General features: G+C 73.3%; 27 protein-coding genes. 8 read left to right on the top strand and 19 right to left on the bottom strand.

Going from position 1 to position 24,700, the window contains the following annotated elements:
- From ABD844_RS33045 to pknB, 4 genes are all read left to right on the top strand, one after another.
- Window positions 1-630, top strand: a 630-nt coding sequence (locus tag ABD844_RS33045; RefSeq protein ID WP_344886714.1) for an FAD-dependent oxidoreductase, incomplete at its 5' end; no start/stop codon positions are given.
- Window positions 627-827 (top strand): sulfur carrier protein ThiS, encoded by a 201-nt coding sequence (gene thiS, locus ABD844_RS33040; RefSeq protein ID WP_344886712.1) that lies wholly within the window; start codon window positions 627-629, stop codon window positions 825-827. The genes ABD844_RS33045 and thiS, both read left to right, overlap by 4 nt.
- Entirely contained in the window at window positions 820-1,575 is a 756-nt protein-coding gene (locus ABD844_RS33035) for a thiazole synthase (protein WP_344886710.1), read from the top strand. The genes thiS and ABD844_RS33035 overlap by 8 nt, the downstream gene beginning before the upstream one ends.
- Before the next feature lie 81 nt (window positions 1,576-1,656).
- A complete protein-coding gene (gene pknB / locus ABD844_RS33030) occupies window positions 1,657-3,576 on the top strand; it encodes a Stk1 family PASTA domain-containing Ser/Thr kinase (RefSeq protein ID WP_344886708.1) in 1,920 nt (639 codons plus the stop codon).
- A 20-nt stretch (window positions 3,577-3,596) separates the two neighbouring features.
- On the opposite strand, the gene alc is transcribed toward pknB, so the two are convergent.
- From alc to ABD844_RS33015, 3 genes are read right to left on the bottom strand one after another with little or no spacing between them, the layout of a single operon-like run.
- Window positions 3,597-4,541 carry an allantoicase gene (gene alc / locus ABD844_RS33025; RefSeq protein ID WP_344886706.1) on the bottom strand — a complete coding sequence of 315 codons (945 nt, stop codon included), beginning with the start codon at window positions 4,539-4,541 and terminating at the stop codon, window positions 3,597-3,599.
- Entirely contained in the window at window positions 4,542-5,852 is a 1,311-nt protein-coding gene (allB, locus tag ABD844_RS33020) for an allantoinase AllB (RefSeq protein WP_344886704.1), read from the bottom strand. It lies immediately after the preceding gene.
- Window positions 5,849-7,006, bottom strand: a complete 1,158-nt coding sequence (locus tag ABD844_RS33015) for a glycerate kinase (RefSeq protein WP_344886702.1) — start codon at window positions 7,004-7,006, stop codon at window positions 5,849-5,851. Before ABD844_RS33015 ends, allB begins: the two co-directional genes overlap by 4 nt.
- A gap of 420 nt (window positions 7,007-7,426) precedes the next feature.
- On the opposite strand from ABD844_RS33015, the gene ABD844_RS33010 reads away from it, so the two are divergent.
- A complete protein-coding gene (locus tag ABD844_RS33010; RefSeq protein ID WP_344886700.1) occupies window positions 7,427-8,680 on the top strand; it encodes a winged helix DNA-binding domain-containing protein in 1,254 nt (417 codons plus the stop codon).
- A gap of 69 nt (window positions 8,681-8,749) precedes the next feature.
- Here ABD844_RS33010 and ABD844_RS33005 read toward each other — a convergent pair whose 3' ends face one another.
- From ABD844_RS33005 to ABD844_RS32970, 8 genes are all read right to left on the bottom strand, one after another.
- Entirely contained in the window at window positions 8,750-8,962 is a 213-nt protein-coding gene (locus tag ABD844_RS33005) for an EF-hand domain-containing protein (RefSeq protein WP_344886698.1), read from the bottom strand.
- 75 nt (window positions 8,963-9,037) lie between these two features.
- Window positions 9,038-10,447 carry an 8-oxoguanine deaminase gene (locus ABD844_RS33000; protein ID WP_344886696.1) on the bottom strand — a complete coding sequence of 470 codons (1,410 nt, stop codon included), beginning with the start codon at window positions 10,445-10,447 and terminating at the stop codon, window positions 9,038-9,040.
- Entirely contained in the window at window positions 10,444-10,917 is a 474-nt protein-coding gene (locus ABD844_RS32995) for a (2Fe-2S)-binding protein (RefSeq protein WP_344886694.1), read from the bottom strand. The genes ABD844_RS33000 and ABD844_RS32995 overlap by 4 nt, the downstream gene beginning before the upstream one ends.
- A complete protein-coding gene (locus ABD844_RS32990; protein ID WP_344886692.1) occupies window positions 10,917-11,777 on the bottom strand; it encodes an FAD binding domain-containing protein in 861 nt (286 codons plus the stop codon). The genes ABD844_RS32995 and ABD844_RS32990 overlap by 1 nt, the downstream gene beginning before the upstream one ends.
- Window positions 11,778-11,798: 21 nt before the next feature.
- Window positions 11,799-12,662 carry a factor-independent urate hydroxylase gene (gene pucL, locus ABD844_RS32985; protein WP_344886690.1) on the bottom strand — a complete coding sequence of 288 codons (864 nt, stop codon included), beginning with the start codon at window positions 12,660-12,662 and terminating at the stop codon, window positions 11,799-11,801.
- Window positions 12,663-12,962, bottom strand: a complete 300-nt coding sequence (gene uraH, locus ABD844_RS32980) for a hydroxyisourate hydrolase (RefSeq protein WP_344886688.1) — start codon at window positions 12,960-12,962, stop codon at window positions 12,663-12,665.
- Window positions 12,959-13,486: a 2-oxo-4-hydroxy-4-carboxy-5-ureidoimidazoline decarboxylase gene (uraD, locus tag ABD844_RS32975; protein WP_344886686.1), complete on the bottom strand. Its 528-nt coding sequence runs from the start codon at window positions 13,484-13,486 to the stop codon at window positions 12,959-12,961. Before uraD ends, uraH begins: the two co-directional genes overlap by 4 nt.
- Window positions 13,487-13,587: 101 nt before the next feature.
- Window positions 13,588-14,532: an NADP-dependent oxidoreductase gene (locus ABD844_RS32970; RefSeq protein WP_344886684.1), complete on the bottom strand. Its 945-nt coding sequence runs from the start codon at window positions 14,530-14,532 to the stop codon at window positions 13,588-13,590.
- Between the two features lie 169 nt (window positions 14,533-14,701).
- Between ABD844_RS32970 and ABD844_RS32965 the strand changes: the two genes are divergently transcribed.
- On the top strand, window positions 14,702-15,541 hold the full coding sequence (locus tag ABD844_RS32965; RefSeq protein ID WP_344886682.1) for a deoxyribonuclease IV: 840 nt from the start codon (window positions 14,702-14,704) through the stop codon (window positions 15,539-15,541).
- Window positions 15,542-15,961: 420 nt separating this feature from the next.
- Here the strand turns inward: ABD844_RS32965 and ABD844_RS32960 are convergent, their stop codons facing one another.
- The 5 genes from ABD844_RS32960 to ABD844_RS32940 all read right to left on the bottom strand — a co-directional run bounded on the left by ABD844_RS32960 (window position 15,962) and on the right by ABD844_RS32940 (window position 20,460).
- Window positions 15,962-17,506, bottom strand: coding sequence for a sodium:solute symporter family transporter (locus tag ABD844_RS32960; RefSeq protein ID WP_344886680.1), 1,545 nt, complete (start codon window positions 17,504-17,506; stop codon window positions 15,962-15,964).
- Window positions 17,503-17,817 carry a hypothetical protein gene (locus tag ABD844_RS32955; RefSeq protein ID WP_344886677.1) on the bottom strand — a complete coding sequence of 105 codons (315 nt, stop codon included), beginning with the start codon at window positions 17,815-17,817 and terminating at the stop codon, window positions 17,503-17,505. The genes ABD844_RS32960 and ABD844_RS32955 overlap by 4 nt, the downstream gene beginning before the upstream one ends.
- Before the next feature lie 28 nt (window positions 17,818-17,845).
- Entirely contained in the window at window positions 17,846-18,586 is a 741-nt protein-coding gene (locus ABD844_RS32950) for a LytR/AlgR family response regulator transcription factor (protein ID WP_344886675.1), read from the bottom strand.
- 66 nt (window positions 18,587-18,652) lie between these two features.
- Window positions 18,653-19,810, bottom strand: coding sequence for a sensor histidine kinase (locus tag ABD844_RS32945; RefSeq protein WP_344886673.1), 1,158 nt, complete (start codon window positions 19,808-19,810; stop codon window positions 18,653-18,655).
- 53 nt (window positions 19,811-19,863) lie between these two features.
- Window positions 19,864-20,460, bottom strand: coding sequence for a molybdopterin-dependent oxidoreductase (locus tag ABD844_RS32940; RefSeq protein WP_344886671.1), 597 nt, complete (start codon window positions 20,458-20,460; stop codon window positions 19,864-19,866).
- A 273-nt stretch (window positions 20,461-20,733) separates the two neighbouring features.
- Between ABD844_RS32940 and aroF the strand changes: the two genes are divergently transcribed.
- Both aroF and ABD844_RS32930 read left to right on the top strand, forming a co-directional pair.
- Window positions 20,734-21,765, top strand: a complete 1,032-nt coding sequence (gene aroF, locus ABD844_RS32935; RefSeq protein WP_344886669.1) for a 3-deoxy-7-phosphoheptulonate synthase — start codon at window positions 20,734-20,736, stop codon at window positions 21,763-21,765.
- 98 nt (window positions 21,766-21,863) lie between these two features.
- On the top strand, window positions 21,864-22,151 hold the full coding sequence (locus ABD844_RS32930) for a YiaA/YiaB family inner membrane protein (RefSeq protein WP_344886667.1): 288 nt from the start codon (window positions 21,864-21,866) through the stop codon (window positions 22,149-22,151).
- A 73-nt stretch (window positions 22,152-22,224) separates the two neighbouring features.
- On the opposite strand, the gene thiI is transcribed toward ABD844_RS32930, so the two are convergent.
- From thiI to ABD844_RS32915, 3 genes are all read right to left on the bottom strand, one after another.
- Window positions 22,225-23,421, bottom strand: a complete 1,197-nt coding sequence (gene thiI, locus ABD844_RS32925) for a tRNA uracil 4-sulfurtransferase ThiI (protein ID WP_344886665.1) — start codon at window positions 23,419-23,421, stop codon at window positions 22,225-22,227.
- A gap of 62 nt (window positions 23,422-23,483) precedes the next feature.
- A complete protein-coding gene (locus ABD844_RS32920) occupies window positions 23,484-24,125 on the bottom strand; it encodes a response regulator (RefSeq protein WP_344886662.1) in 642 nt (213 codons plus the stop codon).
- Between the two features lie 73 nt (window positions 24,126-24,198).
- On the bottom strand, window positions 24,199-24,700 hold a 502-nt coding region (locus ABD844_RS32915), incomplete at its 5' end, for an ATP-binding protein (RefSeq protein ID WP_344886660.1).

The raw sequence follows: 24,700 nt of genomic DNA, 5'->3' as shown, positions 1-24,700 counted from the left end.
CGGCGCGGCGTGCCCGTGGTGCGGGCGCGGGCGCGCGAGCTGCTGCGCGCGGGCGGCACCGTCACGGGCACCGCCACGGGCGCGGTCACGGGCGTACGACTCGACGGACCCGGCGGCGAGACCCTGGAGGCCGAGCGGGTGGTGCTGGCCGCCGGAGCCTGGAGCGCCGAGCTGGCCGAGGTGCCGGTACGCCCGGTCAAGGGGCAGATCATGCGGTTGCGTTCTCCGCATCCGCTGCTCACCCGCTGCGTACGCGGCACCGTGCACGGCTCGTCGGTCTACCTGGTCCCCCGGGGCGACGGTGAGCTGGTGGTCGGGGCCACCCAGGAGGAGCTGGGCTTCGACACCAGGGTCACGGCGGGCGGCCTGTACGAGCTGCTGCGCGACGCCAGAGAGCTGGTGCCGGGCGTCACCGAGCTGGAGATCGGCGACGTGGTGGCCGGGCTGCGTCCCGGCACGCCGGACAACCTGCCGCTCATCGGCCCGAGCGGCACCCCGGGGCTGACGTACGCGACCGGGCACCATCGGGGCGGCGTGCTGCTGGCCCCGCTCACGACGGCCATTCTGCTGGGCGAGGAGAGCGAGCTGGCGGCGCTGTGCGCCCCAGGGAGATTTCGGGAAATTTCATGATTGTTACCATCAACGGGGCCACGCACGAGGTGGCCGACGGCACGACCGTGGCGCAGGCCGTACGCACATTGACCGCGGCCACCACCGGCGTGGCCGTGGCACTGAACGACGAGGTGGTCATCCGCGGCGCCTGGGAGACGACGGCGCTCAGCGACCGTGACCGCGTGGAGGTTCTGACGGCGGTGCAAGGTGGATGATCTGATCATCGCCGGGGAGAAGTTCTCCTCCCGGCTCATCATGGGCACGGGCGGCGCCCCCTCGCTGGAGGTGCTCGACCAGGCGCTGGCGGCGTCGGGCACCGAGCTGACCACGGTGGCGATGCGGCGGCTCGACCCAGGCGCGCGCGGCTCCGTGCTCGACGTGCTGCGCGGGCGCGACATCAAGGTGCTGCCGAACACCGCGGGCTGCTTCACCGCGGGCGACGCCGTGCTGACGGCGCGGCTGGCCAGGGAGGCCCTGGGCACGAACTGGGTCAAGCTCGAGGTCATCGCCGACGAGCGCACGCTGCTGCCCGACCCGATCGAGACGTTCGACGCGGCCGAGCGGCTGGTGGCCGACGGGTTCGTGGTGCTGCCGTACATCGGGGACGATCCCGCGCTGGCGCGGCGGCTGGAGCAGGCCGGCTGCGCGGCCGTGATGCCCCTGGGGGCGCCGATCGGGTCCGGGCTGGGCATCCGCAACCCGCACAGCATCGAGTTGATCGTGGAGGCCGCCGGCGTGCCGGTGATCCTCGACGCGGGCATCGGCACAGCCAGTGACGCCGCCCTGGCGATGGAGCTGGGCTGCGACGCCGTACTGCTGGCCACGGCCGTCACCCGGGCGCAGCGGCCCGACCTCATGGCGGCGGCCATGAAGGGGGCGGTGGTGGCCGGGCGGCAGGCGCGGCAGGCGGGGCGCATCCCGCGCCGCCGCTACGCCGAGGCGTCCTCTCCGATGACGGCGTGAGGGCGTTCCTACGGCACGTCTCCGCATCGGTTTCGGGCGGTAGGGCCATGCCGGGGCCAAAACGCCCGTAAACTCGGCGGGGTGGATACGACGACTGCGGACCCCCTGGTCGGGCGGCTTCTCGATAGGCGCTACCGCATCGAGAGCCGGATCGCCCGGGGCGGTATGGCGACCGTCTACCTCGCGCTGGACATCCGGCTCGACCGGACGGTGGCGCTGAAGGTCATGCATCGCTCGCTCGCCGAGGACCCGGCGTTCGTCCGGAGGTTCATCGGCGAGGCGAAGTCGGTTGCCAGCCTGTCCCACCCCAACGTGGTGCACGTCTTCGACCAGGGCACCGACAACGACATCGTCTACCTGTCGATGGAATACGTCCCTGGCCGCACCCTGCGCGACATCCTGCGCGAGCGCGGCAGGCTCCCGGCCCGTGAGGCCCTCGAGATCATGATCCCGGTGCTGGCCGCCCTCGGCGCGGCCCACCAGGCCGGGATGGTGCATCGCGACGTCAAGCCGGAAAACGTGCTGATGACCGACGACGGCCGGGTCAAGGTCGTCGACTTCGGCCTGGCCAGGGCGATCGAGGCGACCAACCAGACCCGCACCGGCATGATGATCGGCACGGTCGGCTACATGGCGCCCGAGCAGGTCACCATGGGCGCCGCCGACGTGCGCAGCGACGTCTACGCCGCGGGCATCATGCTGTTCGAGCTGGTGACGGGGCAGCAGCCCTACGACGGCGAGACGCCGATGGCGGTGGCCTACCGGCACGTCCACGACACCGTGCCGCCGCCGTCCTCGGTGGCGCCCGACGTGCCGCCGCTGATCGACACGCTGGTGGGCCACGCGACCGCCCGTGAGCCGCACGAGCGGCCTGCCGACGCGACCGCGCTGCTGGTGGCGGCGGTCGACGCGCACCGCATGCTGCCGCGGATGAGCGTCCCGCCGGGCACCGGCCCGGTCCTGTCGCACACCCAGCCGCCGGCGGGCCACGCCATGTCGGCGGCGTCGGCGGCGCAGTCGGTGCCGCAGGCGGCCCCCGGTCACACGCTGATCCAGCCGCGCGCGGAGGCGCCCGCGCACCGCGCGCGCCGGCCCAAGTGGCCCCTGGTGACGCTGGCCGCCGTGCTGGTGGTCGTGGTCGGGCTGGTCGGCTGGTACATCGCCCAGCCCGAATACGTCGCCGTGCCCAGCCTGATCGGCTCGAAGCTCACCGACGCCGAGCGGGAGCTCGCGGCCCGGGGGCTGCAGGTGCGCGAGGCCGACGGCCAGTACGACGAGAAGCTCGCCGAGGGCCTGGTGCTCAGCACCTCCCCGGGGCCCGGCGCCGAGCTGGAGGAGGGCTCGACGGTCACGCTGGTGCTCTCGCTGGGCCCCGAGCGCATCGTGGTGCCCAACGTGTCGGGCATGACCGGCAACGACGCCCGCGCCGCGATCGCCAAGGCCGGGCTGACGGTCGGCACCGTCAGCCGCGTGCCCAACGCGGGGGTCGAGCGCGACAAGGTGATCAGCACCTCGCCGCAGGTGGGCGCGAAGGTCAAGAAGAACGCCAGGATCAAGATCCTCGTCAGCGCCGGGCTCGTCATGCCCGACGTCTCCGGCATGCCGAAGGACGAGGCGGCCGGCTATCTCGGCGGGCAGGGCTTCCAGGTGCAGGTCAACGAGGTCGACGACGACGCCGAGCCGTGCACGGTCATCGCCCAGTCGCCCAAGGCCAAGGCCGAGGTCAACCAGGGCGCGCCGGTCATGATCACGGTGGCGCGGTGCCAGACGGACTTCTGGCAGTGGTTCAGCGGCGGCGACGCCGAGGCCCGTGACGACCAGCAGTTCAGCCTGGTGCCCGGGGTGATCGGGAAGAACGTCAAGGACGCCGAGGCCGAGTTAGAGGCGCTGGGCTTCAAGGTGAAGGTGCAGCGGCTGGCGAACGGGGGCGTCGTGCAGTACCAGCGCCCCCTCCCCAACAGCGAGCGCCCTTCGGGCAGCACGGTCTACCTCTGGCAGTAGACCCGTGCTCCCGCCGGGCGTCAGGCCAGGTGGCCGTGGAGGCGGACACGGGCCAGGCCGCCGTCCGGGTAGATGTCCACCCGCACGTGGGTGACCGGCCCGGCCGGGTCGAGGCGGAAGCGGTGCGGCGTGTCGGGCTGCAGCCGGGTCCTGGGCAGCAGCGTCACCTCGCGTTCGCCGTCCAGGCCGGTCAGCGACACCGCGCCGGGCGCGTTGAACAGCAGGTTCGTGGTGTCGATCTCGGCCAGCCTGACGATGCCGCGCCCGGCCAGCCGGATGACGAGCCAGTCGTTGCCCCGGTCGCGCCGCCGGGCGGTCTCCCAGCCCTCCGCCTGGTGGCGGGCGAGCCCCGGGGCGATGACGTTCTCTGGGGTCGAGTAGAACTCGTCGGAGCAGTCGGTGACCAGGCCGCCGTTGGCCAGGGCGGCCAGGTCGAGGCCGAGGCCCTCGTACGCGGACAGGTCGGGGCGGACCTCCCCGTGCACCCGGAGCCGGGCGACGCCCCCGTCGGGGTGGATGTTGAGCCGTACGTGGGTGTGCCGGCCCTCGTCGGCGACCTCGAAGTGGTGCTCGGTGTCCCCCTTGAGCGCCGACCTCGGCACGATCTCGGTCCACGGGGCCGCGAGCACCTCCTCGGGCGACGGGTGCCCGGACACGGCCGTCGCCTCGACGGACGCGTACGGCGGGTAGTTGCCCTTGAACCAGGCCGTGTCGATCACCACGCCCCGGATCACGCCGGGCAGGCCGAGCCGCACCACGGCCCAGTCGTGGCCGGGCGTGCGGCGGCGGCGGGTCTCCCACCCGTCGTAGACCTGGCCCTTGTTGCCGAACGTCTCCGGGCGGAAGACCGGGCGGCCGGGCCTGATCAGGCTCTCCTTCTCGGCGAAGGACTCGTCGCTGGCCGCCACGACCGAGCCGCCGTAGGCGCGCAGGGCGAGGTCGGGCAGGCTGGTGAAGGGCGTCATCTACCGGGCTCCCCACTGGAATCGTCCGTGCGGGCCGCCGTCCACCGGGCGGCCGCGCAGCCAGGTGGTCAGGACGGCGCCCTTGAGCGTGCGGCCGTGGTACGGGGTGACGGGGTTCCTGTGGTGGAGGCGGGCCGCGTCGATCAGGTTGTCGGCCGCGGGGTCGAAGGCCACGAGATCGGCATCATTGCCAACCTTTATCCCACCTTTTCCGGAAATATTGGCTATTGAGGCTGGATTGGCGGACATCCAGCGTACGACGTCCGCCAGGCCGTGCCCGCGCCGCGCGGCCTCCGTCCAGACGGCGGAGAGCCCGAGCTGGAGCGAGGCGATCCCACCCCACGCGGCCGCGAAGTCGGGCACCTTCAGCTCGGCCGTCGAGGGCGAGTGATCGGACACCACGCAGCTCAGCACGCCCCTGGCCAGCCCGTCCCACAGCAGGTCGCGGTTGGCCGCCGAACGGATGGGCGGGCAGCACTTGTACGCCGTCTCCCCCTCGGGCACCTGCTCGGCCGCCAGCGTCAGGTAGTGAGGGCAGGTCTCGGCCGTCACCGCCACGCCCCCGGCCCTGGCCGCCTCCAGGACGTCCAGGCACTCGGCACCGCTGACGTGCAGGATGTGCACCCGGCACCCGGTCTCCTCCGCCAGCCGGACGACGGTCTCGACCGCGCTGCGCTCGGCGGCGCCGGGCCGCGAGTCGAGGAACTCCCGATAGCCCGGCCCGCCCGGCTCGGCGAGCAGCGCCGGGTCCTCGGCGTGCACCACCATCAGCCCGCCGAACCCGGCCACCTCCTCCAGCGCCACCCGCAGCTCCGCCACCGACAGCGGCGGGAACTCCTCGACCCCGGACGGCGACATGAAGCACTTGAACCCGTGGACGCCGCGCTCGTGCAGGGGCGCGAGGTCCTTGACGTTGCCGGGCACGGCCCCGCCCCAGAACCCGACGTCCACGTGACACTTCCCCTCGGCGGCCCGCAGCTTCGCGTCGAGGGCCTCGGTGCTGACGGTCGGGGGGATCGAGTTGAGCGGCATGTCCACGATCGTGGTGACGCCTCCGGCGGCGGCCGCCCTGGTGGCGGAGGCGAAGCCCTCCCAGTGGGCGCGTCCTGGCTCGTTGACGTGCACGTGGGTGTCGACCAGGCCGGGCAGGAGGGCCAGGTCGCGCAGGTCGATGTCCTCGGTGGCGGCGAGCGGGGCGGCGTGGTCGTACAGGGCGGCGATCTTCTCCCCCCGTACGGCGACGGCGGCGGGCCGCTCTCCCTCGGGCGTGACGGTCCTGCGGGACCTGACGACCAGGTCGAAAGGGGTCATTCAGCTCCCCCCGGAAGCTGGTCGGCGGCGAGCCGGGCGGCGAGGCGTTCGAGCAGCGGCCCGGCCTCGGACATGCAGCGGGCCGGGTCGGGCTCCAGGTCCGTCAGGGCGTAGGCGGCCTCGATGCCCGCGGCCTTCAGCTCGGCGTCGCCGAGCGTACGGCGCCCGCAGACGGCCACCACGGGCACGCCCGCCCTGGCCGCGGCCTGCGCCACGCCGATGGGCGCCTTGCCGCGCAGCGACTGCTCGTCGAGCGAGCCCTCGCCCGTGATCACCAGGCGCGCCCCCTTCACGTGCTCGCCGAACCCGAGCAGGTCGAGCAGGTAGTCGATGCCGGGCCGGATCTCGGCGTGCAGGAACGCCAGCGCCGCGAACCCCACCCCGCCCGCCGCCCCCGCCCCCGGCGCGCCCGCCACGCCCATCGCGCGCGGGACACCGTCGTGCTCCACGGCCCCCATCAGCCCGTGGGTGGCGGTGGCGACGGCGGCCAGCCGGGCCAGACCGGCCTCCAGCGTCGCGACGTCGTCGGCGGTGGCGCCCTTCTGCGGCCCGTAGACGGCGGCGGCGCCGTGCGGGCCGAGGAGCGGGTTGTCCACGTCGCTGGCCACCACGAACTCGACCCCCGCGACGTCGAGGAAACCCGACAGGTCGATGCGGGCCAGCTTCCGCAGCGCCGCACCGCCGCGCGGCAGGTCGTGGCCGTCGGCGTCGAGCAGGCGGGCGCCGAGGGCCTGCGCCAGGCCCGCTCCCCCGTCGGTGCAGGCGCTGCCGCCCAGGCCCAGGACGATCCGCTTGGCGCCGCGGCGCACGGCGTCGGCGATCAGCTCGCCGGTGCCGTAGCTGGTGGCGGTCAGCGGCTCGGGCTCGCCGGGCAGGCGGCGCAGCCCGGACGCCTCGGCCAGCTCGACCACGGCCGTGTCGGCGGCATGCCAGGCGTACGAGGCGGGGACGCGCTCACCGGTCGGCCCGGTGACCTCGATCGTGATCCGGCTGAAGCCGCCCGCGACGGCGGCGTCGACCGTCCCGTCGCCGCCGTCGGCCACGGGCAGTTCGACCGTGGGCACACCGAGACCGGCGGACACCCGGGAGGCCACCTCGGCGGCCGTCAGCGACCCCTTGAACTTGTCAGGGGCGACAAGAACGTGCTGAACCACAACGAACTCCCACCTGATGATGAACAATGTCCTGACACGCCTTCCTGCCCGGTGCGAGCGGGCAGGAAGGCGTGACTCAACATCCTGACATTCGCGTGTTACGGGGAACCACGCCGGTATACCGCCGGGACTCGTCCGGAACTCTGGCAGGCACGTCAGCGTGGGGGCACGTCGCGACGGGTAGAAGACCTACTCCCCTAGGCAAAGGCGAGGTGCGGAAATGCTCCCTGGATGCGGCAACTGCAATTGTGAGGACGTGTTCAGCACGGCCAGGCCGCCGCGCTGGACGACGTGGTACGTCGAGTAGCGGTCGCTGACCACCTCGGGCCCACGCCCCGTCGACGGCGGTGGCGTGGGCCTCGTCACGCCCGCTGCCCATCCGGGCGCCCACTATGCTCACCACGAGAAAAGGGGGCGTTCGTGCCGATTCCACCACCGCAGTCCCTGCCGGCGCAGTCTTCGCCGCCGCTCATCTCGACCCGGCAGCGGCGGGCGCGGCTCGCGCTGCGGCACCGGCTGGCCCGTAAGGCGGCCACGCCGGAGGAGGCGGCGGCGTCCGTGGTGGCGCTGCACGGCACCGACCCGGCCACGGTGTTCCTGTCGGCGGGCGCGCGGCTGGCCGCCCCCGATCCCGCGCCGGTCGAGCGATCCCTGTACGCGGACCGCACGCTGGTGCGCATGACCGGCATGCGGCGTACGGTCTTCGTGGTGCCCGCGCGGCTCGTACCGGTCGTGCACCACTCCTCGGCACTGGCCATCGCCCGCAAGGAGCGCGCGTCGGTGCTGAAGCTGCTCGCGGAGGGCGGCTGGGACGCGGCGCGGCTCGAGGACGTCGAGGCGGCCGTGCTGCGGCTGCTGGCCGAGTCGGGCGACGCGACGGCGGCCGAGCTGGGGGTGCTGGAGCCGCGGCTGCGCGAGCGGTTCAGGGTGGCCGTGGGCAAGCCGTACGAGGGGGTGGTGAGCGTGGGGTCGCGCCTGCTGTCCCTGATGGCGATGGACGGCCGGCTCGTCCGCGGCGCCCGCGTGTCCGGCACCTGGGTCAGCGGCACGCACTACTGGGGCCTGGCCCCCGAGATGGCGGAGCTGGCCGTGCACGAGGCGCAGGCGGAGCTGGTGTGCCGGTGGCTGGCGGCGTTCGGCCCCGGCACGGAGGCGGACCTCAAGTGGTGGACCGGCTGGACGCTCAAGGACGTCCGCCGCGCCCTGGCCGCCGTCGGCGCCGTGGCCGTGCGCCTGGACGAGGGCACCGGCTACGTCCTGCCGGGCGACCTCCCCGGCGAGGGACCCCACGACGGGCCCAGTGGCGGGCCCAGCGACGGGCCCAGCGACCGGGCCGACGCCGCGCCCGAGCCGTGGGCGGCGCTGCTGCCCGCGCTCGACCCGACCCCGATGGGCTGGCAGGCCCGCGACTGGTACCTGCTCCCCGAGCACCGGGCCGAGCTGTTCGACCGCAGCGGCAACGTGGGGCCGACCGTGTGGTGGGACGGCCGGGTCGTGGGCGGCTGGGCGCAGCGTCCCGACGGGGAGATCGTGTGGCGGCTGCTGGAAGACGTGGGCGCGGACGCCGTGGCCATAATCGAGGCCGAGGCGGCCGGGCTGGCCGCCTGGCTCCGCGACGTCCGGGTCACGCCCCGCTTCCGCACCCCACTGGAACGGACGCTGTCCGCACCATGAGTCCCCGGCGCCCGCGCGAGCAAGGGCCCGGCAGGGGCCCGGCGCACCTAGGACACCGTTAGGACACCGTTAGGACACCGTGCGGACGAACTCCTCGAAGGAGTAGCGGCCGTCCTGGTCGAAGTCGGCCTCCTGGCTCATGGCCCCGAGCGCCTCCTCCGAGAGCCCGGGGAAGTGCCGCCTCAGCTCGGCCTCGCTGATGTAGCCGTCGCCGTCGGTGTCGATCGCCGCGAACGTGCTCTTGAGCTGCGCCAGCCGCCCGTCTGGGAGTTCCTCCGCCACGAGACCGCCCTTTCCCTCTCGTTTCCTACCTTTCCACCCTAGTACGCAGGCACGGGACGGGATTCCACCCGGTCACTACGCCCCCACGCCGTCCTCCCTGCGGACCTGCCGGGCGGCCGTGACGCCGCGTTCGCGCGCCAGCCGCAGCAGCCTCCGGTGGGCCTCGGCGCCCGCGCGACCGGCCGCGTCCTGGGCCAGCGTGCGCAGCTCGCCGTCGGCCACCACCGTACGGCCCCCGACCAGCACCCGGGCCAGCGGCGGCGGCGGCCCGAAGACCAGCGCGCAGACCGGGTCGGCCTTGGCCTCCGTGAACGGCCCGTCGATCCGCCACAGGGCCAGGTCGGCGAGCTTGCCGGGTTCGAGCGTGCCGAGTTCGGCCTCCCTGCCCAGGTTGCGGGCGCCGCCCAGGGTGGCCAGCTCCAGGGCCTGCCTGGCGGTGAGGGCCTCGGGGCCGTACCTGGCGCGCTGAAGGAGCAGAGCCTGGCGCATCTCCCCGGCCAGCGGGGTCAGCTCGGAGGAGGCGTTGCCGTCCACGCCCAGCCCCACGTTCGCCCCCTGCCGCAGCATCTCCGACACCCGGGCGATGCCCGCGCCGAGCCGCCCGTTGGAGGAGGGGCAGTGCGCGGAGCCGGTGCCGGTGGCGGCCAGCTTGCCGAGGTCGGCGTCGCTCAGGTGCACGGCGTGGGCGAACCACACGTCCGGCCCGAGCCAGCCCAGCTTCTCCATGTAGTCGACGGGCCGCAGCCCGAACTGCTCGCGGCAGTGCTCCTCCTCGTCGAGCGTCTCGGCGAGATGCGTGTGCAGCCGTACGCCCTTCGCGCGGGCCAGGGCCGCCGACTCGGTCATCAGCTCGGCGCTGGCCGAGAACGGCGAGCACGGCGCGACGGCGACGCGCAGCATGGAGGAGGGCGACGGGTCGTGGTAGGCGTCCACGGCCTCGGCCGTGGTGGTCAGGATCTCGTCCAGCTCCTCGACGACGTCGTCCGGCGGCAGCCCGCCCTGCGACTCCCCCCGGTCCATGGAGCCGCGCGCCGGATGGAAGCGTAGGCCCACCGCGCGGGCGGCCTCGATCTCGGCCGCGAGCAGGTCGCCTCTGCCCTTGGGGAAGATGTAGTGGTGGTCGCTGGAGGTGGTGCAGCCCGACAGGGCGAGCCAGCTCAGCCCGGCCGTGGCCGCGCCCGCGACGACCTCGGCGTCCATGGCGGCCCACACCTGGTAGAGGGCGACCAGCCACTCGAACAGCGTGGCGTCCTGGGCCAGCCCCTGCGAGGCCCACTGGTAGAGGTGGTGGTGGGTGTTGACCAGGCCGGGGGTGGCCAGGCAGCCGGTGCCGTCGATCCGGGTGGCGCCGGGGATCTCGGGGGCGGGCCCGGCGGCCACCTCGGCGATCCGGTCCCCCTCGATCCTGAGGTATCCGGACTCGATCTCGGGACCGTTGACGGGGGCGACATGGACGTTCTCGATGATCAACGTGGGGCCGGTCACAGGGTGTCCGCCTTGCGTGCGGCGGCCAGGCGTACCGCGTCGAGGATCTTCTCGTAGCCGGTGCACCGGCACAGGTTGCCCGCCAGCGCCTCCCTGATCTCCGCGTCCGACGGCCGGGGCACGCGTTCGAGCAGGTCGTGTGCCTGCACCAGGAGTCCCGGCGTGCAGAAGCCGCACTGCACGGCCCCGCACTCCGCGAACGCCTCCTGCACCGGGTCGAGCCGGTCCCCGTCGGCGAGCCCCTCGACCGTGCGCACCCGCCGCCCCTCGGCCTGCCCTGCGGCCACCAGGCAGGCGCAGACGGGCAGGCCGTCCAGGTAGACCGTGCAGGAGCCGCATTCGCCCTGCTCGCAGGCGTTCTTGGAGCCGGGCAGGCCCAGGCGCTCGCGTAGTACGTACAGCAGGCTCTCGCCCTCCCAGACGTTCTCGGCGCTCTCCTCGCGGCCGTTGACGGTGAACGTGACGCGCATCAGGCGGCCCTCTTCTCCAGGTGGTCGTTCCAGGCCCAGGTGAGCGTGCGGCGGGCCAGCACGCCGATGGCGTGCACGCGGTAGGCGGCGGTGCCGCGCACGTCGTCGATCGGCGCGGCGGCGCGCGCGCACAGCTCGCCGAAGCGCCGCAGCAGGGCGGGGTCGAGCGGCGCGTCCCAGTCGAGCTCGGCGGCCAGCAGCTCCTCGGCCTCCAGGGCGCGGCGCGGGGTGGGCGCGGCCGAGCCGAGCCCCGTGCCGACCCGCCGCTCGCGCGGGTGCAGCGCGATCGCGAACGAGCACACCGCGATCACCATGGCGTTGCGCGTGCCGACCTTCGAGAAGTACTGCGGCCCGGTGGCGGGCGGCACGTGGACGGCCCTGATCAGCTCGTCCGGCTCCAGCGCGCTGCGCTTGACGCCGAGGTAGAACTCGGCGGCCGGGATCATCCTGACCCCGCGCCCGTACGACTCCACCTCGACCACCGCCCCTGCCGCCAGCAGCGGCGGATGGCTGTCGCCCGCGGGCGAGGCCGCGCCCAGGTTCCCGCCCACCGACCCGCGGTTGCGGATCTGCGGCGAGCCCACCGTACGGGCGGCCTGCGCCAGCCCAGGCAGGGGCCCGCCCAGCTCCTCGATGACCGCCGCGTACGGCACCCCCGCCCCCACCCGGCAGAACCCGCCCGCGATCGACCACTCCCGCAGCTCGGCCACCCGGTTGAGGTCGAGCAGCGCCTCCGGCCTGCGCACGTCGAAGTTCAGCTCGACCATCACGTCGGTGCCGCCCTGGATGGGCACGGCCTCGGGTCGGTCCGCCTTGGCGGCCAGCGCCTCCTCCCACGTCGTGGGGCGCAAGAAGTCCATGTCTGCCTACTCCCAGTCTGCCTACTCCCAGGCGAATCCGGCGTCGGGCGCGTCCTCGCGCAGCACGCCGCCCTCGATGAGTCCGTACGGGCGGTCGGCGGCGTAGAAGACCTCGTTGTCGTTGTCCAGGCCGAACGGCGACAGGTCCACCGCGAAGTGGTGCCTGTTCGGCAGGGAGAGCCTGATCTCGCAGATCCCGGGGGAGGTGGCGAGGGCCCGCTCGCCCATGGCGTAGAGGGTCTGCTGGAGGGAAAGGCTGTGGGTGCCCGCGAACGCGTCGAGCAGCGCCCCCCGGACCTCCTCGTACGACGTGGCGTAGGAGGGGGTCTCGTCCCCTGCGTGCCGCCAGCGGGCGGCGACCGCGGTGGCCAGCACGCGGTCGGTGGCGGGCGGGAGCGTGGTGTACTCGTCCACGAGGTAACCGTGGAACTCCGACCCCGTCGTGTTCAGCACCACCAGGTCCGTCAGCCCCGACACCACCGTACGGCGCCCGTCGCGGTCGTGGTGCACCACGCACGTGCGCACCTCGCCCCCGGCGCGCACGAACGAGTGCGGTCCCGCGCGGTTCCAGCCGTACTCCTCGATCTCCACCCTGGCGTGCTGGATCGTCGGCTGCGTGGCGGTGAAGTGCCCCGCCAGCCTGAGCGCGAACTCCTCGATCTCGCCGACGCCGTGCCGCCTGGCGAAGGCGTAGACCGTGTTCTTCTGCGTGTCGGTCGGCAGCACGGCGGCGTTGTCGCCGGTCAGGTGGACCGCCTCCATGTCGCCCGACAGCGAGATGCTGACGTTGACGTCCTTGAGGTGGTGCACGGGGCCGTCCCTGACCACGTGGACGAGCCTGGTCTCCGCCTTGCCGTAGCGGTTCGCGCCGAGCCTGACGGTCATCTAGCTCCCTCGGTAGGTGGAGTAGGCGTACGGGCTGAGCAGGAGCGGCACGTGATAGTGCTGGGCGGGGTCGGTCACGGTGAAGGTGACGACCACCTCGGGGTAGAAGGTCTCCTCCAGATACTCCCCCGTGTCGAACACCACCCGGTGGACCCCGGCCCCGGGGTCCCAGCCCTTGAGGCGGCCGTCGGCGTCGGTGCGTCCCTCGGCCACGACCCGGCCGTCGTGTTCGAGGCGTACGCGCAGGCCGGCGGCGGGGCGGCCGGTGACCGCGTCCAGCACGTGGGTGGAGAAGCTCATGCCCCCTCCTGCATCAGCTTCCCCAGCCGCAGCCGGGTGATCGCGGCCAGCTCCGCGCGGACGACCTCGCGCTCGCGCTCCCCTTCGTTGCCCAGCCGTTCCCTGAGCCTGGCCAGCATCTGGGAGCCGGTGAGCCCGGTGGCACAGACGAGGTAGACGTGACCGAACCGCTCCTCGTAGGCGCGGTTGCCCTCGGCGAGGGCGGCGCGCAGGCCGTCCTCGACGCCCGACTGCTCCTGCCGGGACCAGGCCGCCGTCCTGCCGCCGCCGTCCGCCCGCTCCCCGATCCTGGGGTGCGCGCTCAGGGCCTCCAGCACGTCGTCCCAGCCGAGTGCCCGCACGGCCGCCTCGGCGGCGGCCAGCAGCCCGTCCAGGTCTCCGTACGGCCTGCGCGCCGCCACCCGCGCGGCGAACGCGGGCGAGGCGCAGCAGGCCAGCAGACCGGCCTCGGCCTCGGCGGGCGGCCGGGCGTTGAAGACCAGGAGCGCGGCGCCGCCGCCGGTGCCGGAGTCGTTGTCGGACATGTCAGCAGTACACACACGCGCCCGCTGCCCGGTCCATCCCCGAGAACTCCCAATTCGCGACCCGGATCGGCGGCACTTTTCGTGTCATGCTCCAACCCCGCTCACATGGTGAAGACGGTCTTCCCCCTGGCGTGCCCGGCGGCCAGGCGGGACAGCGTGGCGGGAGCCTGGTCCAGCGGCACCTGGGCCTGCACCCGTACCTTGAGCCGGCCGGCGTCGATCAGGTCGGCCAGCTCCGCCAGCGTCTGGGCGGTGACCTGGTTGACCACGTTCACGCCGCGCAGCTCCCTGGCGGCCAGCGCGTCGAGGTCGAGCGCGTGCACGATGCTGCAGATCACGCCGCCAGGACGCAACAGCTCCTCCACGGGCTTGGTGGCGCCGGCCGGGGTGACCAGGTCGAGCACCGCGTCGATGCCGTCGGGGTGGGCGGCGAGCACCTGGTCGGCGAGCCGGCCCGTGGTGTGGTCGGCGGTCTCGGCCGCGCCCAGCCCGCGTACGAGGTCCGCGTCGGCGGGCGCGGCGGTGGCGATGACCCGGGCCCCCGCCAGTGCCGCGAGCTGGATGACCGCCTGGCCCACGCCGCCCGTCGCGCCGACGACGAGCACCGTGTGGCCCTCGTCCAGGCGGGCGGCCTCCACCAGGGTCCTGGCCGTCGCGCAGGCGGTGGGCACCGCGGCGGCCTGCTCGGGGATCATGCCCTTGGGCATGCGGGCGACGGGGCCGTCCTGGGCCACGACTCCGTACTCCGCGTAGCTGCCCAGGCCGCGCGCGGGGTCGCTGAAGCGGCCGTAGACCTCGTCGCCCGGACGGAAGCCGCTCACCTCGGCGCCCACCGCGGTCACGACCCCGGCGCCGTCCTGGCCCATGATGAACGGGAACCTAGGTTGCATCCGGTGCTTCATGGCCCCAGCGGCGATCTTGGCGTCCACCGGGTTGTAGGCGGCGGCGCGCAGGCGTACGAGCAGCTCGCCCGGCTGGGGCTCGGGCTCGGGCGCCTCGACGAGCTCCGGGGCTGCCCCGAAGTCGGAAATGGCGATGGCACGCATGGACTCTCCTGTCTGGCCTGCGGCTGCGGACGCGTTAGGGCGTTCCCCGGGGCGGGCGGCCCGAAGGGCGAGTGCCCGGTGTCTTGGACCAACCTTTGTCCGTACGCGCCGGTCCGGGGGCGTCACCGTGACGGAGGCGTCCGCCGCCGCGCCTAGACTGATAGCCATCATGAGCGCGAAATCCCTGATCGGCGGACACGTGTCCGTGGCGGGCGGCCTGGCTACGGGCGGCCTGAAATACATGGCCGAGATCGGCGCCGAGATGATCCAGGTGTTCGTCACCAACCCGCGCGGGTGGGCGCTCACCGAGGGCAGGCCCGATGAGGACGCGAAGCTGGCCGAGTCGGGCGTGGAGACGTTCGTCCACACGACCTATCTGGTCAACTTCGGCTCGCCCAGCCCCGAGACATTGGCCAACTCCATCGCGACCGTGCGCCACACGCTGCGGCGCGGGGCGGAGATCGCCGCCAAGGGGGTGGTGGTGCACACCGGCTCGGCGGTGACGCAGCCGCACGACGACGCGATGCGCCAGGTGCGCGAAAACCTGCTGCCGCTGCTCGACGAGATCCCGGAGGGCGGGCCCGACCTGCTGCTGGAGCCGATGGCGGGCCAGGGCGCCATGCTGTGCGCCACCGTGCAGGACCTCGAGCCCTATCTGGCCGCGCTCGACCGGCATCCGCGCGTGGGCGTCTGCCTCGACACCTGCCACGCCTTCGCCGCCGGGCACGACCTGGCCGCCGCGGGCGGGGTGAAGGAGACGTTCGACGCCCTGCACGCCATCGCGCCCGGCCGGCTCAAGCTGATCCACGCCAACGACTCCAAAGACGTGTGCGGCGCGAAGAAGGACCGCCACGAGAACATCGGGGCCGGGCACATCGGCGCGGAGCCGTTCGCCGAGCTGATGCGGCATCCGGCGGTGGCCGGGGTGCCGATCTGCATCGAGACGCCGGGCAAGGCTCCCAAGCACGCCGAGGACATCGCCCTGCTGAAGAAACTACGCGACACCTGAGCCCACCCCGGCACCGGGCGACACCTAAGACCGCACCTGGGGGCCCGGTGACGGCTGAGCGCGCACCCACGCGCCCCGCGTCGGGCCGCGTGGCGCAAAAGGCGGATGACGCGCCCATCGGCGCACACACCGTGACAGGGACGCCCACGCGCGATCCCACCGCCCCCGAAGGCCGGATCGTGGGCCGGGTTCAGCGGCCGCGCGGGCGCCCCTTCACGGACCCGGCGTGGCGGGCCCCACCCCCCGGTCAGGGCCCGACCGCCGCGGCGACCTGCGCGTCGCCGGTGAAGCCGGCGCACCAGACCTCTCGTGAGCCTTGCGGCTCGTCCCCCCCGATGCGCCGGGTTGGCTTCCGATGCCGAAACACTACGGTCGCGATCTTGCGGGCGAAACCCCGTTTACGGACAGCTCGTCGAACGGTCAGTAGTCATCGCCATACGGAGAGTGCTCATGCGACGAGCGGCCTTCGTGGTGCGACGAACGGTGGGCCGGGGGGCCCGCGAGATGCTCGGGCAGATGCATCCTGCCCATCATCGAGCCCACCCCCCGAGGCGTGCGACCCGGTGTGACCAGGGAAATCATTATCATCCCTGCGAACGCAGCGGGTACGGCCACCGGCGCGGGGCAGGAAGTGAGCGCCCCTGTCCACACGCCTGCCTGCTCCGCCACCACCAGCGCCGCCGTCACGCCCCCGCCGAGCGCGATCCCGGCCGCCACGCCCGCGTCCGTGAGCCGGGGCCACCAGATGGCGAGCACGAGCATGGGACAGAACGTCGCCGCCGAGAGGCTGAAGCCCAGCAGCATCAGCGGCACCGACGCGCCCGGCGTGGTGGCCGCCGTCACGGCCAGCGCGGCCACCATGACCGCCGCCACCGCCGCCCGGAACGAGCGCGCCCCACCCCGCGCCCCACCCCGCGACACGCACGCCGACACCGCGCCCCCGACGGCCGCCAGCACGCCCCCCGTGGTGGCCAGGAAGGCCGCGAACGCCCCGGCGGCCAGCAGACCCGTGAGCGCCTCCCCCACTACCCCGGGAAGCAGCCTGGCGGGCAGCAGGAGCATCATCTCGTCGGCCGCGGCGCCCCGCACGTGTACGTGCCCCAGCACCCCGTACAGCGGCGGCACGACGCAGAAGGCGGCCAGCATCACCTGCGTGGCCACGATCGCCCGCCGGGCCCCGCTCCCGTCACTGCACGTGTAGACCCGCACTATCACGTGCGGCAGCCCCACGGTGCCCAGCGCGCAGGCCAGCAGCACGGCCAGCACCCCCGGCAGCGACGGGTCGCCCGCCCCCGCCAGCTCCGCGCCCCCGGTCCGGTACGCCCCCTCGAACCAGGCCGCCCCGCCGGCGGGCGGCCGGCCCCCCGAGGCCCACCAGCAGGCCGCCCCCACCCCGAGGAAGACGACCAGCTTCAGCCAGAACTGCGCGGCCTGCACGCTCGTCACGCTGCCCAGCTCTCCGGCGAACGCCACGCCCAGCGCCGCCGCCGCGACGGCCGCCCAGCCCAGCCACGGCGGCAGCCCGGTCAGCAGCCGCACCACGGCCCCGGCCGCGTGCAACTGCGCGACCAGCAGCACCAGCCCGATGACGAGCACGAAGCAGGTGGTGAAGCCGCGCAGCCGAGCCGAGCCCAGCCGCCATTCGGCGAAGTCCGGCAGCGTGTACGTCCCCGAGCGCCGCAACGGCGCCACCACCAGCGCCAGCACCAGGACGAACCCGGCCGCCGCCCCCGCCGGGTACCACAACATCGGCGAGCCGTGGGCGGCGATGAGCCCGGCCGTGCCCAGGCAGGCGGCGGCCGAGGTGAACTCGGAGCTGATGGCGGCGCCGTTCCACCAGGGGGGAACGGCCCTGGCCGCCACATGGAAGTCCGACATCCCGACGGAACGGCGTGGCCGCGCGGCCCCCGCCACGACGCCCAGGACGCCGACGAAGGCGATCCCGGTCAGCACCGCGACGCTCATCGTTCCAGCCGCTCGGCCCGCCTGAGCTGGCGCACGGCCAGCGCCACCCATGCCGCCTGCATGGCCACCGACAGCGCCACCCAGGCCCACGGGTCGGGCACCCAGGCCGCCAGGACGGGCGCGCCGACCAGCAGCCCACCCACGGCGGCCACGGTGCGCAGGCCCTGCCGTAACTGCAGGCCCACGATGGCGGGCACGTCGGTGGCGGCGCTCCCGTCGAAGGAGCGGACGGAGGCGGGGCGGACGGAGGCGGGGCCGTGCCCGAGCGCGGCGGGCCGTCGCGACACGACGACGCGCCGCCCCACGCTCACCGGGCCACGACCCTGCGGCCGGGCGCGGTCACGAGATCACTTCCCGGTGCTGGCGGACGAGCTGCTCGCGCACTTGGCGGCTGTGGCGCCTGCTGACCCGCAGCGTCTCGGTGCCGACGGTGAGCGTCACCCGGCCGCCGTCGAACCTCAACTCGCTGACGTGCCGGCCCGAGACCAGCGTGCTGCGGTGGATGCGGATGAACCCGGCCTCCGACCAGCGCCGCTCCAACGCGGCCAGCGACATGCGGACGAGGTAGCTGCCGTCGACCGTGTGCAGGCGGACGTAGTCGCCCTTGGCCTCGGCGTACCAGATGGCCTGCTGGGGCACGAACCGGGTGCGCCCGCCCAGCTCGACCGGGATCACGTCGTCCTGGGCCGGCTCGGGCGCGGGGCAGGTGACGGCCTCCAGCCTGCGTACGGCCTCCGACAGGCGCTCGGCCCTGACCGGCTTGAGCAGGTAGTCGACCGCCTCCAGCTCGAACGCCTGCACCGCGCAGTCGTCGTGGGCCGTGACGAACACCAGCCGCGGCGGGCTGGGGAAGCCGCCGACCAGCCTGGCCAGGTCGAGCCCGTCGAGGCCGGGCATCCGGATGTCGAGGAACACCCCGTCGAGCCGCTCCCCGCCACCGATCATCTGGACCATGTCCTGCAGCGCCGTGACGCCGTCGGCCGCGGTCGCGACGTGCTCGATGCGCTCGTCCTGGCGCAGCAGGTAGGCGAGCTCCTCAAGAGCGGGCACTTCGTCGTCGACGGCCAGAACCCTCAGCATGTGCACCACGCTGCCGTATAAGAGCAGAGGTCACAAGAGTCACGTCAGCATAGCGTAATGTTTTGACTACATGGAGCCAGGTCTGGTCTTGGGCACGCGAAGGCGCACCTTCGTGCCGGCGCCCAGGCCGGTCTCCACGACGAGCCCGTAGCCGTCGCCGTAGATCTGGCGCAGGCGCAGGTCCACGTTGGCCAGGCCGATGCCGCTGCCCTCGCGGGCCGGGTCCTCGTCCAGCAGGCGGCGCGCGCACTCGGGGTCCATCCCGGCGCCGTCGTCCTCGACCGTGATGTGCGCCTCGAGGCCCGCGTCGCGCACCACCACGCGGACCTCGCCGAGCCCGCCGCGGTCGCGCATGCCGTGCTTGATGGCGTTCTCGACCAGGGGTTGCAGGCACAGGAACGGCACCGGCACGGGCAGCACCTCCGGCGACACCTGCATGCTGAAGCGCAGCCTGTCGCCGAAGCGGGCGCGTTCGAGCAGCAGGTAGCGATCGACGCAGGTCAGCTCGTCGGCCAGGGTGGTGAAGTCGCGGGCGCGGCGCAGGGCGTAGCGGGAGAAGTCGGCGAAGTCGAGCAGCAGCTCGCGGGCCCGCCGGGGGTCGGTGCGCACGAACGAGGCGATCGTGGTGAGCGCGTTGTAGACGAAGTGCGGCGAGATCTGGGCGCGCAGGGCGCGCATCTCGGCCTCCGTCGCGCGCCGCCGGGAGGAGTCGAGCTCGGCCAGTTCGAGCTGGCCGGAGACCCAGCGGCCGACCTCGGTCACGGTACGCACGAGCGCGGCGCTGACCTGGTCGTCGAAGGCGGCCAGCGCGCCCACCACCGAGCCGGCCACGGTCAGCGGCACCACGACGGCCCCGTGCGGCTCGCCGGGGAACACCTGCGCCCGTCCCGCGGCCAGCGTGGCGCGGGCGTGGGTGAGCACGTCGCCGGTGCACGGCCCCTCCCAGGCCAGCGCGGCGTCGACCGAGGTGATGGCGACGGCCTGGGTGCCGAGCAGGGTGCGCAGGTGCCGTACGGCCTTGCGGGCGGAGTCTCGGTCGAGCCCGGCGCGCAGGGCCGGGGCGGCCATCGCGGCGACGTGCAACGTGGTGAACGTCGCGTCGTCCGCCCTGCGGCGCTCCGGTGGCCCTTGGCGGCGCCCTAGGGTGCGGGCGAGCCCGTAGCCCAGCACGAACGCCAGACCGGACGCCAGACCGGACACAGCCACGCACGCGGTGGTCAGCATGCGGGAAACCGTAGCCAAAACAGAGCGTGCCCGAGGGGAAACCCGCAGTGAGGTCAGGGCGGCCCTTCGCCGGGTTCTTCCTGGTAGGAGTAGCGCTGCTCGCGCCAGGGGTCGGCCACGTTGTGGTAGCCGCGCTCCTCCCAGAAGCCGCGGCGGTCCTCCAGGAGGTATTCGATGCCGCGCACCCACTTGACGCTCTTCCACGCGTACAGGTGGGGCACCACGATGCGCAGCGGGAAGCCCCGGTCGGGGCTGAGAGGCTTCTCGTCGAGCTCCATGGCGAACAGCGTGCCGGGCGCGGCGAAGTCGGACATCCGCAGGTTGGCGCTGTAGCCGTACTCGGCCCAGATCATCACGTGGCGCACGCCGGGGCCGGGCGGGGCGGCGCCCATGATCGTGGCCGGGGCCACGCCGCGCCACTCGTTGGCCATGAGCGAGAACTTGGTGACGCAGTGGAAGTCGGCGATGGACGTGGTGCGGGGCAGCCGCTCGAAGTCGTCCCAGGACAGGCAGTGCTCCTGGCCCGAGGCGGTGGCGCCGAAGACGCGGAAGTCCCAGGTGTCGGGCTTGAACGCGGGCACCCTGCCGTAGTGGATCACGGGCCGGCCGCGCGGGACGTACTGGCCTGGAGGCAGGCGCGACTCCTCCACGATCACTCCCCTCACCGGTCTCGCGTCTTGGGCCATCCTGCCACCGGACGGTCCGTGCCTCACCAGTGGGTGCGGTGCGCTAACATGGGCGACTATGCGCACCGCGTGGCTGTTTTGGTATGGCGACGGACCCGAGTCCGTTCGCCATCTGACGCTGCGCTAGCAGACAGGCGAACGAAGGCCCCGGGTCCACCAGGACCCGGGGCCTTCTGCGTTTTTCCAGCGGTTTTCCAGCTTTTCCAGCGGTTTTCCCACACAGAGAGCGAGCAGCACATGGTGATCGTGATGGGCCCCGAGGCCACCGCGGACGATCTCGCGGCGATCGTGTCCGTCGTCCAGGCGGCAGGGGTGGAGGCGTTCGTCAGCAAGGGGGTGCGGCGCACCATCGTCGGCCTGGTCGGCGACGTGGCCCAGCTCGACGCGGCGAGCCTGCGGGGCATGGCCGGGGTGCGCGACGTCATGCGCGTGTCGACCCCGTACAAGCTGGTCAGCAGGGAGAACCATCCGGAACGCTCCACGGTCCACGTGGGCGGCGTGCCGATCGGCCCCGACACCGTGACGCTGATCGCGGGGCCGTGCGCGGTGGAGACCCACCAGCAGACGCTCGACGCGGCCAGGATGGCCCAGGCGGCCGGGGCTGTGCTGCTGCGCGGCGGGGCCTTCAAGCCGCGCACCTCCCCGTACGCCTTCCAGGGGCTGGGCGAGAAGGGCCTGCGCATCCTGGCCGACGTGCGCGAGGAGACGGGCCTGCCCATCGTCACCGAGGTCGTGGACGCCCAGGACGTCGAGCTGGTCGCCTCCTACGCCGACATGCTGCAGGTCGGCACCCGCAACATGCAGAACTTCGCGCTGCTGCAGGCGGTCGGCGCGGCGGGGCGCCCGGTCATGCTCAAGCGCGGCATGAACGCCACGATCGAGGAGTGGCTGATGGCCGCCGAGTACATCGCGCAGCGCGGCAACCTCGACATCGTGCTGTGCGAGCGGGGCATCAGGACGTTCGAGTCGGCCACCCGCAACACGCTCGACGTGTCGGCCGTGCCGGTGGCGCAGCGCCTGTCGCACCTGCCGGTGATCATCGACCCCTCGCACTCGGGCGGGCGGCGCGACCTGGTGCTGCCGCTGACCCGGGCGGCCATCGCGGTGGGCGCCGACGGCGTCATCATCGACGTGCACCCGCTGCCGGAGCAGGCCCTCTGCGACGGGCCGCAGGCCCTGGTCGACGCCGATCTGGGCGAGCTGGCGCAGGTCATGACCGACTTCCCGGTGCTGCTCGGCAAGCGCGCCGCGGTGCCCGCGGCCGCCTGACCCGCCGGGATCCGAGCGGGCCGGACGTCTCTTACTCACGGGTAACTTAAGTACGAGACCTCATGCGCCGGGTTTCGTCCCCGGCGCACGATGGCCTCATGACGAAGCCCATTCGCACCAAGCAGACCGCCGCGTTCTACGTCCAGGCGCTCCTGTCGTTCGCCGTCTCGCTGGCCTCCGTGGTGATCGCCCTCGTCTACCTGCCCACCGAGGGGTGGATCAGGGCCTTCCTCGGGCTCGGCCTGCTCTACGTCGTCACCTCGACGATCACCCTGTGCAAGGTCGTACGCGACCGGCACGAGCTGGCGGAGGTCAGCAACCGGGTCGACCAGGCCCGGCTGGACAAGCTCCTGAGCGAGCACGACCCGTACAAGGTCGACGCCTGAGCGCCCCGCCGCTCGCCCCGACGGCGCACGAGCGCCGTGATGGGGGCGGGCGGCGGCACGGGGCCGGACGCGGCTAGAGCGTGTACTCCTGGATCGAGTCGGCCAGTTGCACGCACAGCTCCTCGGCGTCCAGCCGCTTCTCGATGAGCTTCAGGTCCTCGATCTTGGCCCGGGTCTCGGCCCGCTTGGGCGCCAGCAGCGAGCAGCAGTCTTCGTCGGGCAGCTCGGAGATCTCGAGCGTGCCGATGCGCCGGGCCTCGGCCATGATCTCGGTCTTGTCCCAGCCCACCAGCGGCCGCAGGATCGGCAGTTCGACGGCGTTGTCCTGGGCGGTGATGTTGGCCAGCGTCTGCGAGGAGACCTGGCCGAGCGCGTCACCGGTGACCAGCGCGGCGGCCCGGATGCGGTGGGCGACCTCTTCCGCCGTCTTGAGCATGAGCCGCCGCTGCGCGATCACGGCCAGCCGGTCCTGGCCGGACGTGCGGATCGACTGCTGCGCCTTGCCGAACGGCACCACCCACAGACGCGACTTCCCCTGGAACCGGTCGAGCTTCCTGACCAGCGCGTACGCCTTGTAGATCGACTCGGACGTGGTGAACGGGATGCCGGAGAAGTGCAGGAAGTCGACGTGCAGGCCGCGCCGCATCATCCGGTAGGCCGCCACCGGCGAGTCGATGCCGCCCGACATGAGCACCAGTGCCCGCCCGCTGCTGCCGACCGGCAGGCCGCCCTGGCCGGGGATGCCGCCGGTGAAGACGAACACCTCGTCCCTGTCGACCTCGATGGACACCGTCAGCTCGGGGTTCTTCAGATCGACGGGCAGGCCGTACTCGTCGTTGATCGCGCCGCCCACGAGCCGGTCGAGCTCGTTGGAGCGCAGCGGGAAGCGCTTGTCGCGGCGGCGGGAGCGGACCGCGAAGCGGGCGCCCCGCTTGGCCTCCTCGCTCTCGCCGACCAGCTCGAGACCGGCCTTCAGCACGGCGTCGGGGTCTTTGGCGACCCGCCAGGCGCGGTGGATCCAGACCAGCCCCGGCACCTCGGCCACGCGCTCGGCCACGGCGCCGGCCTGCTCGGCGGTGGCCCCCTGGGGCAGGAAGATCGCGATCACGCCGTGCCGCCTGCGCACGTCGACCTGGACGCCCACCGTACGGAGCGCGTCGCGGATGTTGCTGATCAGGCGACGTTCGAAAAGCTCGCGGTTTTTGCCCTTGAGAACGATCTCGCCCAGCTTGAGCAGAACGCACGGCTCGCCCAGGGCGGACATCGTCATGGTGGAACCTCCGGGAAGACGGGGAAGTGCGCCGTTGGTGGCAACGTCGCGACCCATCGAGTTTAGTCCGCGTCGAGTCCCCGCTCGATCGCATATCGCACCAGCTCCACCCGGTTGTGCAACTGGAGCTTGCCGAGCGTGTTCTGGACGTGGTTCTGCACGGTGCGGTGCGACAGCACCAGCCGCGCGGCGATCTGCCGGTAGCTCAGGCCCTTGGCGACCAGCCTGAGCACCTCGGTCTCGCGCTCGGTCAGCCGCGGCCCCGCCGCGGGCTCCGGCTGCGCGGCCAGCCGCCGGTACTCCCCCAGCACGAGACCGGCCAGGCCGGGGGTGAACACGGCGTCGCCCTCGGCGGTACGGCGCACGGCGTCGAGGAACTCCTCGCGACCGGCCGACTTGACCAGGTATCCGCAGGCGCCGGCCTTGACGGCCGCGAGCACGTCGTCCTGCTCGGCGCTGGCCGACAGCACCAGCACCTTGGGCGCGGGCTCGACCTGGGCGAGGCGGGCGGCCACCGCGTGGCCGGGCAGGTCGGGCAGGCGCAGATCGAGGACGACGACGTCGGGCCGCACCGCCCCGGCCACCCGCACCGCCTGCAGCCCCTCCCCCACGGCGGCCACGACCTCGTAACCCGCCTCGGCGAGATCCCTGGCGACGCCGTCACGCCACATGGGATGGTCGTCCACAACCATGACCCGCACCATGCGGCCACTCTAACCTCGGACGGCGGCCCGTCTCGTCGAGCGGGACGGTCACCGCTTCGGCGGCGCCGTCTCATCAGGCGGGGAGGGTGATCTCGACCTCGGTGCCCTGGCCGGGGACGCTCACGATGGAGACCTCGCCGCCCAGCTCGGCCACCCGCCCGCGAATCGAGCGGGCGACCCCCATCCGCCCGTCGGCCGCCGCCTCCTCCAGCCGCCCGTCCGGGATCCCCGGCCCGTCGTCGCGGACGCTGACCGTCACCGTGCCCGTCACCGTGCCCGTCACCGTGCCCGGCCCCGACTCCGCCAGCACCCACGCCCGCGCCCCGCTCCCGCAGTGCGCCCGCACGTTGTCCAGGGCCGCGCCAACTGCCGCCGCGACGCCCTCGGCCGCCTCCGTGGGCAGCACCAGCGGCGTGGCCGGGGTCGAGACCGTCACCTCAGGGGAGCCGTGGCGGGCCAGGAGCCCGCGCAGGTCCGTCGTGCCGCTGGGCGGCGGCGGGCCGCCCGCGACCAGTTCGCGCAGCGCCGCTTCCTGCTCACCGGCGCGGCGGCCCAGCTCGGCCAGCCAGCCGCCG

The organism is Nonomuraea antimicrobica (assembly GCF_039536965.1).
In the GTDB taxonomy this organism is placed as follows: domain Bacteria; phylum Actinomycetota; class Actinomycetes; order Streptosporangiales; family Streptosporangiaceae; genus Nonomuraea; species Nonomuraea antimicrobica.
Note: the sequence above shows the minus strand (reverse complement) of the source record. Positions and strands in the feature narration are given on the sequence as shown.